We start from the raw sequence: 13,174 nt of genomic DNA on the forward strand, positions 1-13,174 counted from the left end.
AACCCCATGCGAATAAGTCGATATCCGCATTACTAAAAAAACAAAATTGGAGTTACTTATGAAAACCATGAGAAAAACCATTCTTAGCACTGCGATTGTTGCAGCAACTCTATCAATGTCTTCAGCGGTGCTAGCTGAAGGCCGTGTATTGCTAAAAACACCAATTGCTTTTGCAACCAACCTTCCTGCTTTAGGCTCACCCATTGTTGAAGTTGCTGAACGGCTGAACAAAATCAGTGGCGGCAATATAAAAATGAAAGTTTACGAGCCCGGCAAATTGGTTGCACCTCCAGAAATTCTTGATGCGGTATCGACAGGTAAAGTTAACTCTGGCTATGCAACTGCGGGATACTGGCAAGGTAAAATACCTGCTTCTGCCCTATTTTCTGCAGTACCTTTTGGTCCTGAAGCCAGTGAGTATTTAGCGTGGTTGTACTACGGCAATGGCCGTAAATTGTGGCAAGAGATGTATGATTCCCATGGCTATAATGTCCACAATATCCCTTGTGCTATCAATGCTCCAGAAACATCAGGTTGGTTCTCAAAACCAATCGAGAAGCCCGAAGATCTTAAAGGCATCAATATGCGTTTCTTTGGCCTTGGCGCTAAAGTTATGGAAAAAATGGGCGTAGGCACGGTACAGCTTCCAGGCGGTGAAATCTTTGGCGCACTAGAAAAAGGTGCGATTGATGCCACTGAGTTTTCTCTACCACAGATCGATCAACGCCTAGGCTTCCATAAGATCGTCAAATACAACTACTTCCCTGGTTGGCATCAACAAGCTACGCTGCATGAGCTGCTTATCAACAAAGACACTTGGAATAAGCTTTCTCCTACGCAACAAGAAATTATTGAAACAACCTGTAAAGCTTCTATTACCGAGTCTCTAGCAGAGGGTGAAGCTAGTCAATTTGAAGTGCTAGCGCAGTCTGCAGAAAAAGGCGTTGAGCTTCGCTACTGGAACGACACCATGCTGAAAGCGTTCAAATCATCTTGGGATGAAGTTGTTGTAGAGCAAAGCCAGAATGCATTCTTCAAGAAGGTATGGGACGACATGAGTCAGTTCCGCGGTGGTTATGACTTATGGGAATCTCTTGCTTACCTACCACGTACTAAGCACCAAGATTAACTATCGATCAGGTCTAATCTCCATTTAGACCATTGCCATACCCGTTCAGAGCGAGCCTGTAGTCGCCGCTCTGAACACCTCTATCTCTATCAGAATTTCCAAGGGTGAGTCCTGTGAATAATCTGTCTGCCTCTCATAAAGAGCAGGTCGCGTTGTCTGATGCAATCGATCTGTTCATACGTAAGACAGGGCTATTAATAGCATCTGTTTATGTCGTATTAGTCGTTGTGATCATCACCCAGGTGGTTCTACGTAAAGGCTTTGCTAGTGGCTTGATTGCTTTAGAAGAGTTGCAATGGCACCTATATGCAATTGGTGTCATGTTTGGACTAGCCTATGCACAAGTCAACAATGCACACATTCGTGTTGACCTTTTATATGGAAAATTTAGCCCCCGAAAGAAAGCTTGGATTGAAATATTTGGAATGCTCTTCCTTGTATTTCCTTTCATTGCGGTCGTCTTTATCCACAGTTTGGAATTTGTCTACTCCGCTTGGAAAATCAATGAACATTCTGATGCGCCTTCAGGCCTACCTTACCGCTGGTTGATCAAATCAGTTATCCCCATAAGTTTCGGCCTACTGTTTATAGCTTGTATATCTCGCTGCCTACGAGATATCTGTTTTCTGGCGCGAGGTAAGCACTAATGGAAATTAATGAAATTCTTGTCATTGCGATGTTTCTATCTTTCATCGCGTTGCTCTTTACGGGTATCCCTGTTGCCTACGTGTTAGGTGGTATTGGTGTTATTTTCGCGCTGGTAGGTTATCTATCTGATCTATACCTCGGCACCATCACTGGTCTAGATTTCACCACGCTCGGTCTTGTTGTAAACCGTCTATATAAAATTATGGACAACTGGATACTTGTCGCCCTACCCATGTTTATTTTTATGGGTAACATGCTGGATAAATCTGGCGTTGCGGAACAGTTAATGGAGTCCCTACAGGAACTCTTCGGCAAAGTACGCGGTGGTCTAGCAATCACAGTCACAGTAATAGGTATTATCCTTGCGGCATCCACTGGCATTATCGGTGCGTCCGTCGTATTGCTAGCGATGATGTCATTACCGTCGATGCAAAAACAAGGTTACTCACTACCGCTTGCGTTAGGCACAATCGCGAGTGCTGGCACTTTAGGTATTTTAATACCGCCAAGTATTATGCTGGTGATCATGGCCGACCAATTAGGTTTGTCTGTTGGTGATCTATTTATGGGTGCGGTCTTCCCAGGTCTAATTTTGGGCGGTTTGTATATCGCCTATATCCTGATCACAGGCTTTATTAATCCTGAAGCGGCCCCAGTCCCTAAGGGGGTCCAGCCTGTTACCATGAATACGGTAATCAAGGTATTAAAAGCGATCACCCCAACAGTACTACTTATCTTTGTTGTTTTGGGTTCCATATTCGCTGGTATAGCAACGCCAACAGAGGCCTCAGGGGTTGGCGCATTTGGCGCAACCTTACTGGCTTTGTATAACCGCAAATACAATTTTAAAGTATTAAAAGAAGTGCTACACGGTACTTACAATACAACTGCCTACATTTTTGCCATCTTTATCGGCGCTACCTGCTTTGCACTCGTATTACGTGAATTGGGTGGTGATGAGCTGATCGAAAGCTTCTTAACAGGACTTCCATTCGGTGATTACGGCATTGTCGCGTTTATTCTGCTGATTATATTCTTGCTGGGATTCTTCCTAGATTGGATAGAAATCACGCTGATTATTCTGCCTCTATTAGCGCCAGTAATTTCAGCACTTGGTTTAGATATTAACGGCTATGGCGTAGTAGATAACCCAGAATTGGTTTGGTTCGTCATGCTCGTTGCGATGGCCTTACAAACATCATTCCTCACCCCGCCCGTAGGTTTTGCACTGTTCTATTTAAAAGGCGTATGCCCACCAGAGGTAAAACTTACTCAAATCTACCGTGGTGTAATTCCGTTCATCCTACTGCAGCTAGCTGCGCTGGTAATGCTCGTCTTCTGGCCTCAGTTGGTCACTTGGCTACCCGCCTTTGCTTACGGCTAATAGTATGTAGATCGCTAATACCTAAAAACTCCTCTTTAAGGGGAGTTTTTTTTGTTTTCGCAATATAGATAAACACCTACTGACCTATCTGTAATCCCTAATTTTTGAGTAAACCCAAAACTGTCATCCTTAACCTCAAGTTAGCACAGGTTAACTCTTTTAAAGGAACTCCCCTTCTCCTTGATTGAGTAACTGAAACTGGCTCAGGAATATCCTTTATAGGAGATAGATAAATTGAAATCACAAATAGCGATAGTCACAGGCATTTTATTAAGCTTCAACGCAGCAGCGGATGAGGAATGGATCTTTGGTATCGGAGCCGGCGTTACAAGTTATGAAAGTGCATATAAAGGTGTAGGCACTGAAACCACTGTATTCCCTAGCTTATACGCACAGAAAGGTAACTTTTTGTTAGCAGGAAACAAAGCCCAATACACCCTTTACGGCAACAGTAAATTCCAAGTCAATCTATTAGGTCAATACCGTTTCGAAGGTTACGAAGCGAATGATTCCAATATACTCAACGGCATGGAAGAACGTGATGGCGCACTTGAAGCAGGTGTCAGTGCAACGTTCGATACACACTACGGTATCTTGTCAGCCTCTTTTGTAACAGATATATCGGACACCCACGAAGGACATGAACTATCTGTCGGCTGGGCTAAACCTTATCAGCTCAATGCCAAGTGGATGCTAAAACCCTCTTTAGAACTGAACTGGCGCAGTGACGATCTGAATAATTACTACTACGGCGTAAAATCGAACGAAGCGACTTCACAACGAGCTGTATACCAAGTAGATAGCAGTATGAGATACCGAGCGGGTGTTGATGCTTTTTATGTTGTGGATAAACAACAAACCATCCAGATGGGTATAGGCGTTAATGGTTGGGGCAGTGAGATAGAGGATAGCCCTATTGTTGATCGCAACAACAGCCCTGACGTAAAAGCCGCTTATACTTTCCGCTTCTAGTCGATCTAGTTGGAGGTTACGGCAGATAAATAACAGGCCACTTTTATATTGCCGTGACCTCAACTCAACATTTCAACTCCCCCTGACCAATCCCTTCTATCTGTAGTTTTTCGCCCTGAATTTCGTAAAGAAACTAGGCTAAAAGCGCGAGAAAAAATCAATTTTAGCTGCTAAACCTGTTTTGCATTTCACATATTGACTCCCCAACGCCCTTCCCCCATGGTGCGCCCTTTTTTAAAAATGTGGAGCCCTAGGCTTAACTATGAACGCAGTGATTATTGCAGTGCTAACCATGTTGGTACTGAGCCTTTTTAGAACCCATGTGGTTATTGCTCTTTTGATTGGCGCGCTTGTCGGCGGCTTGTCAGGAGGATTGAGCCTAGATGCTACAATCAATGCTTTTAATGCTGGGATTGGCGGCGGTGCAAGCGTTGCCTTGAGCTATGCATTGCTAGGTGGCTTTGCAGTCGCAATTGCACAATCAGGCCTGCCACACTTATTAGCGAATAAAGCAATAACAGTGATTGGGCAAGATCCTACACCTGCACGGGTTAATAAGATCAAGACGCTACTACTCATAATTATCTTAGCGGTAGCCATTTCGTCACAAAACTTAATCCCGATCCACATTGCGTTCATCCCACTTTTAATACCGCCTTTGCTTCTAGCGATGAGCAAACTGAAATTGGATCGACGTTTAATTGCCTGCGTACTGACCTTTGGCCTAGTAACCCCTTATATGCTTCTGCCGGTAGGGTTTGGAGGAATATTCCTTAACGAAATTCTACTTAAACATATCGGTCAAGGCGGACTAGACACAACAGGCATCTCAGTGATTCAAGCGATGAGCATACCTGCTGCGGGCATGCTGTGCGGACTATTGATCGCCGTGTTCATCAGTTATCGCGGAAAACGTCGATATGATCAGTCAAAAATCAAAGCTGTCGAAAACAGCGTTGATGACTTTAATTTTAAGAGCATTGTCGTTGCTCTGGTAGCAATCGGTGTAGCCTTCGTAACACAGCTAGTTACCAACTCCATGATCATGGGAGCCATGCTTGGCTTTATCCTATTTACCGTTACTGGCGTGATCCGCTGGAAAGAATCTGACGGCGTCTTAACTGATGGGATGAAAATGATGGCAACCATTGGCTTTATCATGATTGCCGCATCAGGTTTTGCTGAGGTGCTTAAAGAAACCGGTGATATCGCAGCGCTAGTGACAAGTTCAGTTGACGTTATAGGCCAAAATAAACCGATAGCTGCCTTCTTGATGCTATTGGTGGGTTTATTGATCACTATGGGCATAGGCTCATCGTTCTCAACAATCCCAATTATTGCAGCGATCTACGTACCATTAGCTATTCAGTTAGGCTTTAGCCCTTTAGCTATCGTTGCTCTAGTCGGCACAGCTGCAGCTTTAGGTGATGCCGGCTCCCCTGCGTCTGACTCGACTCTAGGCCCGACATCAGGCTTAAACGTCGATGGGCAACACAATCATATCTGGGATACGGTCGTACCGACATTCTTGCACTACAACTTGCCACTACTCGCCTTTGGTTGGTTTGCAGCAGTAACCTTATAAAAGCACAGAACAGACAGGCCTTAGCTTATAGTAAGGCCTTTACCCTGCCACCGAGAGCACTGCTTCAATCTATATGACCTCTTTAGCAAAAACCGACAACCTTAGCGCTGACTGACAATTGCCAACCAAGGCTGTTGCGCACAAGGCAAACCTTCTGGGCGATAATAATGGTCAAGAATACGAAAACCTGCACCCTCTAGATATTGAGCGGTCACCTCTAACTCCATATAGTGACCAAAACGCTCACCATTCCAACCTTCCGCCGCCCCTCTTGGATTTGAAGTAAATAAGATGCCATTTGGTTTCAACGCAATATAGCATTTAGACAAAACCTCACCGAGCATCTGACTGGGGACGTGGAACATAGAAGCATTAGCAAAAATTCCATCAAAGCACTCTTCCCCTAAATCGAGATGACAAAACGACTGATTCAGCACAGGGCAGCCACTATGTAATCGGGCCATCTCACAGAAAGTCTTACTTCCATCGAGCCCGGTAGGAGAATGCCCTAAGGCCTTAAAAGAAAGAAGATCACGGCCCGGCCCGCAACCGAAATCTAAAATATCCAACCCTTTTCGTTGTGGTAATGCACTTAATAAGGCATCAATATTCTGGCTAACATCATGATCACGAGTACCATGCCAGAAAGACGCTGCATTCGATTCATAATGCCCTAAAGTCACGCGTTCGATTTCACTTAAACTTTCTTTGCTATAGCTATTACTCATTTAGAAATTCACATAAATAATTTTTTAAAATTGTCTTCTAAAATAATGACATTAGCTTACTCATCACCCTATCTTAGCGCGCTTCAAATGGATCAATGCAAAATAAAAGGGACAAGGCACGACAAAATAGATTTGTTCACCGCTGACAGGATGCCATAAACCTTGAGCATGTGGCATACAACATCAAACGCCAATACCTCATAGTGAGCTAGCTTAGAAAAATCATAGTATTATTAAGAAATGGTCGGGATGATAGGATTTGAACCTACGACCCCCTGCACCCCATGCAGGTGCGCTACCAAGCTGCGCTACATCCCGACTAAGATCTTGAAAATGAACACTTTCAAGTGGCGGTTATCTTAACCGAACACTCTGAATCTGGAAAGATTTTTTCCGCTTATTGAGTGATAACCTCTTCCCCTATCACCATGATGGTTGCTGTCTGGTTATAGTGACCAATTGAACCGCCCTGAGTTGCTCCCTGCTCGCCAAATGTATTAAAACCTATAACAGGTACATCTTCGCCACAGACCTCTTTAACCAAGCAAACATCATCCACCTCTAAACGTGCTTTTAATAGGTGACGTAAGATACAGTTAAAAATGACCACCGCGCCGATTTTCTTGGGACTACCGGCATCGATAATCGCCTTCTGTAACGTTTCCTTGAAACGCTCCCTCGCGATCTCAGCATCCGTTTTCATTTCACGTAGAAATGCACCTTTGGGAATTTCCGCATAAAAACTCACGCCACCATCATCATGAACCTGTTGGGCACTTTTGATTGTGTACTCTGCAAATACATCTGATGATTTAATGCCAAAAGGATTTTGAATAAATAGCTCAGGGGTCAGCTCTTCCCCACCTAACAGCTTCTGAAGCACTTCTGTCGCTGGCTTACCATTGAGCATCTGCACAGTCCGCCCTTTAGCCTGAGTTACTACAGCGCCTTTATTAGCTGCCACATAAGGATGGCCCATAGCCGTGCCTATCTTTAAGCCACTACTAAAACTCGCTACAACAGCAGAATCTTGATGAACACCATTGCTGATTTGATAACTTTTAGCATCTGAGAAATCTGTAGCTGTTGAACCACCAATGACTTGGGAGACCGTCCCAGTTTCTAAAATGAGACTACGTAAAAAAGCTTCTTCTTGAGCGGAAGTTCCATCAGGTAAGACCATATTGATACAGGGCTTTATTCTAGAGACCTCTTTTGCCCCTTTGCTGTCTAAGGCAATTGCCATCAAAGACATGACAGCGGGATTTGAGAGCAAGTTTGAATAAGCTTCGCGAATCGCGTCTTTAGCAGCTCGCTCAGGTTGCTTTGATAGGTTTTGACCGACGCCTAAACCGACACTGAAATAAGCGCTCTGTAGCGTCATTACAACAACGCTCGCCTCCTGAGGCCCTTGTTTCAAGCTAGAGATTTCTCCCCAAGAACTACCGCCCACAATAGGAACGTCATCTCCTACAACTGATCTAATGTCATTGTAGGCTTTCTCAACATCTAAAGAGAAACTAACAAAGCAGATCACCAAGTCAGGTTTAGGTGTGAGCTCCATCGCATCACTCGCAGCCACTGAAGCATCTTGGTCATGCCCTAAACCTACTCTTAGAATCGCCATCTCTACTATCCTAGCTTGTTTAACAACCTAGATGCTAATCAAGCTATAGAGCTCAGCCAACCACTAAGGCGCGAAACAGTGCCAAAGTGTAAGTATAAATAAACTATATAAGTAAAACGGGCGTTGAATAGAGGGGTGAAATTAAGCACTAAAAGAACACTAGCGCTTAATAGATTCCAATAGATCTTCTAATTCAGAAATCGTCTGTCGAAGTAATTGCTTGTATTGGCTTTGATCATCTTCATTATTATCACCCGCAAGATACTGTTTAGCACCACTCAGGGTGTAACCTTGATCGTGTAATAAGCTTTTGATCTGACGAATCAACAAAACATCCTGTCGCTGGTAATAGCGGCGGTTGTTTCGCTTAACAGGCGAGATTTGTGAAAACTCTTTCTCCCAATAACGCAATACATGCGCCTTGAGATCACAAAGCTTAGCAACTTCGCCAATTGTAAAATAACGTTTACCCGGGATTGGGTTGGGATCGTTACTCTGGGGTGTCTCCAGCATAGGTTTCGACACGGTCCTTCAGTTTCTGACCTGGACGGAAGGTTACAACACGGCGAGCCGAGATAGGCACTTCTTCCCCAGTTTTAGGATTCCGGCCCGGCCTTTGACGCTTATCGCGAAGGTCAAAGTTACCGAAGCCGGACAATTTTACCTGCTCGTTAGCAGCCAGACATGCCCGGATTTCATCAAAGAACGTCTCCACCATCTCTTTGGCTTCACGTTTGTTTAATCCTAGCTCTTCGTTCAGGCGTTCCGCCATTTCAGCTTTTGTTAACGAGCCCATGATAAATCACCTTTCGCTGCTTATTCTCGCAATGAGGCACCAAACTCACTGGCTAGTGCAGAAATAACCGCACTTGTGGCGCTGTTTATTTCTTCATCATTAAGAGTGCGCGAAGGATGCTGCCACGTCAAGCCCACAGCAAGACTTTTTCTACCTTTTTCAATACCTTGGCCTTGGTAAACGTCAAAAAGTGTTACTTCTTTAACGAATTCACCCGCTTCTTTTTCAGCCAATTGACGCACTGAATCAAAAGCAACGCCTTCATCTACAATAAGTGCTAGATCACGACGAGACTCTGGGAATTTAGAAATTTCTTGGTAGCGAGGCAGTTTGCCTTGAGTCAAAGCAGCTTGGTTAATCTCGAAAAGATACACAGCACCATTTAGACCTAACTCTTTAACCAAGTTAGGATGCAATGCACCAATGTAACCTACTTTTTCGCCATTACGCTCAATACGCGCAGTCTGACCTGGGTGCAAAGCAACATGACGATCAGCCACAAACGAGAAGTCTCCTTCAGCGCCGCCCAATGAAAGCAAGCTCTCTAGATCACCTTTGATATCAAAGAAATCAACTTGATCTTTACCTGCATTCCAACCTTCAGGGTCTCGTGCACCAGCCAACAAACCAGCCACTACATTTTCCTGAATGATCTCATCACCAGATGTTGGTAAGAAGCGTTGACCGCTCTCAAATAGGCGAACACGTGCTTGCTGACGGTTCTGGTTGTACTGCAACGCTTTTACTAGACCTGGCCAGATCGATGTACGCATCACAGCCATTTCAGCAGAAATTGGGTTAGCTAATGCGATACCTTCAAATTGGTCATCGAACTGCTTTTGTAGACCCGCTTCGATAAAGCTGTAAGTGATCGCTTCCTGATAGCCACGTGCAATCAATGCACGACGGACATTCTGGATTGTCACTTTAGTTTCATCGTTTGCCTTAATTGGCATAGACGCTGTTGGCGTACGAACAGGTAGATTGTTGTAGCCGTATACACGTGCCAACTCTTCGATCAGATCGACTTCAATTGCGATATCAAAGCGATAAGATGGAACAGAAACGTGCCACTCACCTTCAGTAGAAGTTTTCTCTACGACCAAACCAAGGCGAGTTAAGATCTCTTCAATCTCAGCAGCCGGCATTTCAAACGCTAACATCGCATTAACTTTGCTATGACGCAAGAATACCTGACGCGCTGCTGGTAACTCATCCTGATTAACAGTTTCAACAGCTGGACCTGCTTCACCACCTACGATCTCAAGTAGAAGCTCAGTAGCACGGTTAATCGCTTGATTTTGAAGCTGCCAATCTACACCACGCTCAAAACGGTGAGAAGAATCTGTATGCAAACCATAAGAACGTGCACGGCCAGCAATCGAGATCGGATTGAAGAATGCACTTTCTAGGAAAATATTCTGTGTTGCAGAAGTAACGCTGGTCGGCTCACCACCCATGATACCAGCCATTGCAACAGGGCCATTTGCGTCAGTAATTGCTAATGTATCAGCATTAAGCTCAACTTCTTGACCGTCTAGAAGCGTAAGCTTTTCACCCTGCTCTGCACGACGAACCACGATACCACCAGATAGTTTATCCAGATCGAAAGCGTGCATTGGCTGACCAAGCTCTAGCAGAATATAGTTCGTTACATCTACAACCGGATCAATGCTACGTACACCAGAACGCTCTAGCTTCTGTTTCATCCACAGAGGTGTTTCTGCTTGTGGATTGATACCACGAATAACTCGACCGACATAACGAGGACAGTCAGTAGCATCTTTAAGTTCTACAGGAAAAGTAGCATCAATAGTAGCTTCAGTTGCCTTGTCTGCAACAAAAGTGACAGGCGCTTTATTTAACACACCCACTTCACGAGCTAAACCTGAAATACTTAAGCAGTCACCACGGTTAGGCGTTAAATCTACATCGATTACTTTATCATCGAGGTTCAGGTATTCACGAATACAAGTACCTACAGGTGCATCAGCTGGAAGCTCCATGATACCGTCGTGATCATCTGAAATACCTAGCTCATCTTCCGCACATAGCATGCCGAAAGACTCTACCTGACGTAGTTTCGCTTTCTTAATCTTAAACTCTTTACCATCTGGGGTTGGTAATACCGCGCCCACAGTAGCGAATGCTGTTTTCAAACCGGCACGCGCGTTAGGTGCACCACACACGACCTGCGCGACTTCACTACCATTAGTTACTGTACAAACCTGAAGTTTGTCTGCATTTGGGTGCTGCTCAGCCGTTAGAATTTCACCTACGATAACACCGGTAAAATCTTTCGCTGCAGCTTCAACTTCATCTACTTCCAGACCTGCCATTGTGACCTGATCAACTAGCTCCTGCGTACTGATTGCAGGGTTAACCAACTCACGTAACCACTTTTCACTGAATTTCATTTTGCTTTCCCGAAAATCCTGTTAATAACCGCTTAAAACGTTGTCGTGATCAGTTGAACTGATTCAGGAAACGCAGGTCGTTTTCAAAGAATAGACGCAGGTCATTTACGCCGTAACGCAACATAGCCAAACGCTCTACACCCATACCGAAAGCAAAGCCGGTGTACTCTTCAGGGTCGATACCTGAAGCTTCAAATACTTTAGGATGCACCATACCGCAACCTAGTACTTCCAACCATTTACCATCGCCACGGTCGATATCTACTTCAATAGAAGGCTCCGTGAACGGGAAGTAAGATGGACGGAAACGCACACGAACATCTTCTTCGAAGAATTCACGTAGGAACTGTTCTAGCGTGCCTTTTAGATCAGCAAAGCTGATATCTTTATCGACAATCAAACCCTCAACCTGATGGAACATTGGAGAGTGGGTTTGGTCGTAGTCACAGCGATAGACACGGCCTGGGCAGATAATACGTAGTGGTGGTTCTTGCGATTCCATTGTACGCACCTGAACACCTGAAGTGTGCGTACGCAGCAATGTATTCGCATTAAAATAGAATGTGTCGTGCATAGCACGAGCCGGATGATGAGAAGGAATATTTAGGGCTTCGAAGTTGTGATAATCATCTTCGATTTCTGGACCTTCTTCTACCGTATAGCCGATACCGCCGAAAAACTCTTCAATTCGTTCCATGGTTTTAGTCACAGGGTGCAAACCACCTAGTGCTTGACCACGCCCCGGTAAAGTTACATCAATCGTTTCAGCTGCTAGCTTACTTTCTAGAGCCGCTGATTCTAGTGCAGCTTTGCGCTCATTAATAACTTCTTGAAGCGCTTGTTTAGCTTCGTTGATTTTAGCACCTGCTTGCGGGCGTTCCTCTGCAGATAGCTTGCCTAAGCCTTTTAATAATGCAGTAAGTTCACCTTTTTTACCCAAGTACTGAACGCGAACGTCGTCCAACTGTTGAGTAGTAGTTGCCGTAGCGACAGCTTCAGTACCTGCTGCCAAAAGGCTTTGAATGTTTTCCATTATCCGGCTCCGAATAGAAGGATAAGTACGGTAATTGGTTAGTAATCAGTTACTTTGCCAAATGTTCCGCAGAAAACTGGGCAAAATAACCGAAAAAATAGGGGAAGAGTTCGCACCCTTCCCCTATCTCAAAGTAGTCGCTTACACGACACTGGGTGCTAGCTTACGCTAGAGAAGCTTTAGCTTTCTCTACGATTGCAGCAAATGCGCCAGCTTCGTGAACAGCAAGATCAGCTAGAACCTTACGGTCGATCTCGATGTTAGCCTTTTTCAGACCAGCAATGAAACGGCTGTAAGACAAACCGTTGATACGAGCACCAGCGTTGATACGTGCAATCCACAATGCGCGGAACTGACGCTTACGCTGACGGCGGTCACGGTATGCATATTGACCAGCTTTGATTACCGCCTGTTTAGCAACGCGGAATACACGGCTACGAGCACCGTAATAACCTTTTGCTTTTTTCAGGACTTTCTTGTGACGACGACGAGCAACAACACCACGTTTTACGCGAGCCATGTCTTTCTTCCTCTAAATTCTGTTAGCTAAAAAATCGATTAAATATAAGGCAGCATGCGACGAACCAACGCCTTGTCTGCAGCGTGTACCTGCAGCATAGGGCGAAGCTGACGCTTACGCTTAGTAGATTTCTTAGTCAGAATGTGACTAGTGAAAGACTGCTTGTGTTTGAAGCCGTTAGCGGTTTTCTTAAAACGCTTAGCCGCACCACTATTAGATTTCATCTTAGGCATTACTAAAATCTCCACGCATTCGTTAATTTTTTTTCACCCGAAACAAACGACAAAACCCGTAGCCAACTTTTACAAGTCAGTCACGGGTTAAGTAAAGTAACG

At 44.6% G+C, this 13,174-nt stretch carries 13 protein-coding genes and 1 tRNA gene; 5 read left to right on the forward strand and 9 right to left on the reverse strand.

Annotated elements, in window-relative coordinates; genetic code table 11:
• Window positions 1-58: 58 nt before the first annotated feature.
• From ACMXYV_RS12255 to ACMXYV_RS12275, 5 genes are all read left to right on the forward strand, one after another.
• Complete coding sequence (locus ACMXYV_RS12255; RefSeq protein WP_415888763.1) at window positions 59-1,129, forward strand: TRAP transporter substrate-binding protein; 1,071 nt, start codon at window positions 59-61, stop codon at window positions 1,127-1,129.
• A gap of 113 nt (window positions 1,130-1,242) precedes the next feature.
• The gene (locus tag ACMXYV_RS12260; protein ID WP_415888764.1) at window positions 1,243-1,776 is read left to right on the forward strand and encodes a TRAP transporter small permease subunit; all 534 of its coding nucleotides are present in this window, start codon (window positions 1,243-1,245) and stop codon (window positions 1,774-1,776) included.
• The gene (locus ACMXYV_RS12265) at window positions 1,776-3,161 is read left to right on the forward strand and encodes a TRAP transporter large permease (protein WP_415888765.1); all 1,386 of its coding nucleotides are present in this window, start codon (window positions 1,776-1,778) and stop codon (window positions 3,159-3,161) included. The genes ACMXYV_RS12260 and ACMXYV_RS12265 overlap by 1 nt, the downstream gene beginning before the upstream one ends.
• A gap of 234 nt (window positions 3,162-3,395) precedes the next feature.
• Window positions 3,396-4,133 carry a MipA/OmpV family protein gene (locus tag ACMXYV_RS12270; protein ID WP_415888766.1) on the forward strand — a complete coding sequence of 246 codons (738 nt, stop codon included), beginning with the start codon at window positions 3,396-3,398 and terminating at the stop codon, window positions 4,131-4,133.
• 262 nt (window positions 4,134-4,395) lie between these two features.
• Window positions 4,396-5,718, forward strand: coding sequence for a Na+/H+ antiporter family protein (locus ACMXYV_RS12275; protein ID WP_415888767.1), 1,323 nt, complete (start codon window positions 4,396-4,398; stop codon window positions 5,716-5,718).
• Window positions 5,719-5,819: 101 nt separating this feature from the next.
• Here the strand turns inward: ACMXYV_RS12275 and ACMXYV_RS12280 are convergent, their stop codons facing one another.
• The 9 genes from ACMXYV_RS12280 to rpmI all read right to left on the reverse strand — a co-directional run bounded on the left by ACMXYV_RS12280 (window position 5,820) and on the right by rpmI (window position 13,072).
• Window positions 5,820-6,446 carry a class I SAM-dependent methyltransferase gene (locus ACMXYV_RS12280; RefSeq protein WP_415888768.1) on the reverse strand — a complete coding sequence of 209 codons (627 nt, stop codon included), beginning with the start codon at window positions 6,444-6,446 and terminating at the stop codon, window positions 5,820-5,822.
• Between the two features lie 241 nt (window positions 6,447-6,687).
• Window positions 6,688-6,764 (reverse strand) — tRNA-Pro (locus ACMXYV_RS12285).
• 79 nt (window positions 6,765-6,843) lie between these two features.
• On the reverse strand, window positions 6,844-8,073 hold the full coding sequence (locus ACMXYV_RS12290; RefSeq protein ID WP_415888769.1) for an FIST signal transduction protein: 1,230 nt from the start codon (window positions 8,071-8,073) through the stop codon (window positions 6,844-6,846).
• Window positions 8,074-8,232: 159 nt separating this feature from the next.
• Window positions 8,233-8,586 carry a MerR family transcriptional regulator gene (locus ACMXYV_RS12295; RefSeq protein WP_415881840.1) on the reverse strand — a complete coding sequence of 118 codons (354 nt, stop codon included), beginning with the start codon at window positions 8,584-8,586 and terminating at the stop codon, window positions 8,233-8,235.
• On the reverse strand, window positions 8,564-8,869 hold the full coding sequence (gene ihfA, locus ACMXYV_RS12300) for an integration host factor subunit alpha (protein WP_415888770.1): 306 nt from the start codon (window positions 8,867-8,869) through the stop codon (window positions 8,564-8,566). Before ihfA ends, ACMXYV_RS12295 begins: the two co-directional genes overlap by 23 nt.
• 20 nt (window positions 8,870-8,889) lie before the next feature.
• Window positions 8,890-11,286 (reverse strand): phenylalanine--tRNA ligase subunit beta, encoded by a 2,397-nt coding sequence (gene pheT / locus ACMXYV_RS12305; RefSeq protein WP_415888771.1) that lies wholly within the window; start codon window positions 11,284-11,286, stop codon window positions 8,890-8,892.
• Between the two features lie 49 nt (window positions 11,287-11,335).
• Window positions 11,336-12,319: a phenylalanine--tRNA ligase subunit alpha gene (pheS, locus tag ACMXYV_RS12310; RefSeq protein WP_415888772.1), complete on the reverse strand. Its 984-nt coding sequence runs from the start codon at window positions 12,317-12,319 to the stop codon at window positions 11,336-11,338.
• 163 nt (window positions 12,320-12,482) lie between these two features.
• Entirely contained in the window at window positions 12,483-12,839 is a 357-nt protein-coding gene (rplT, locus tag ACMXYV_RS12315) for a 50S ribosomal protein L20 (RefSeq protein WP_415881844.1), read from the reverse strand.
• Between the two features lie 38 nt (window positions 12,840-12,877).
• On the reverse strand, window positions 12,878-13,072 hold the full coding sequence (gene rpmI, locus ACMXYV_RS12320) for a 50S ribosomal protein L35 (protein ID WP_007022505.1): 195 nt from the start codon (window positions 13,070-13,072) through the stop codon (window positions 12,878-12,880).
• Window positions 13,073-13,174 lie beyond the last annotated feature (102 nt).

The sequence above is a fragment of the Neptuniibacter sp. SY11_33 genome (assembly GCF_047778025.1).
GTDB lineage: Bacteria > Pseudomonadota > Gammaproteobacteria > Pseudomonadales > Balneatricaceae > Neptuniibacter.

Excerpts from the sequence above, each read along its gene's own strand:
- ACMXYV_RS12255 (WP_415888763.1), top strand. The coding sequence starts at position 59 with ATGAAAACCATGAGAAAAACCATTCTTAGCACTGCGATTGTTGCAGCA.
- ACMXYV_RS12265 (WP_415888765.1), top strand. The coding sequence starts at position 1,776 with ATGGAAATTAATGAAATTCTTGTCATTGCGATGTTTCTATCTTTCATC.
- ACMXYV_RS12275 (WP_415888767.1), top strand. The coding sequence starts at position 4,396 with ATGAACGCAGTGATTATTGCAGTGCTAACCATGTTGGTACTGAGCCTT.
- ACMXYV_RS12280 (WP_415888768.1), bottom strand. The coding sequence starts at position 6,446 with ATGAGTAATAGCTATAGCAAAGAAAGTTTAAGTGAAATCGAACGCGTG.
- ACMXYV_RS12290 (WP_415888769.1), bottom strand. The coding sequence starts at position 8,073 with ATGGCGATTCTAAGAGTAGGTTTAGGGCATGACCAAGATGCTTCAGTG.
- ACMXYV_RS12295 (WP_415881840.1), bottom strand. The coding sequence starts at position 8,586 with ATGCTGGAGACACCCCAGAGTAACGATCCCAACCCAATCCCGGGTAAA.
- ihfA (WP_415888770.1), bottom strand. The coding sequence starts at position 8,869 with ATGGGCTCGTTAACAAAAGCTGAAATGGCGGAACGCCTGAACGAAGAG.
- pheT (WP_415888771.1), bottom strand. The coding sequence starts at position 11,286 with ATGAAATTCAGTGAAAAGTGGTTACGTGAGTTGGTTAACCCTGCAATC.
- pheS (WP_415888772.1), bottom strand. The coding sequence starts at position 12,319 with ATGGAAAACATTCAAAGCCTTTTGGCAGCAGGTACTGAAGCTGTCGCT.
- rplT (WP_415881844.1), bottom strand. The coding sequence starts at position 12,839 with ATGGCTCGCGTAAAACGTGGTGTTGTTGCTCGTCGTCGTCACAAGAAA.
- rpmI (WP_007022505.1), bottom strand. The coding sequence starts at position 13,072 with ATGCCTAAGATGAAATCTAATAGTGGTGCGGCTAAGCGTTTTAAGAAA.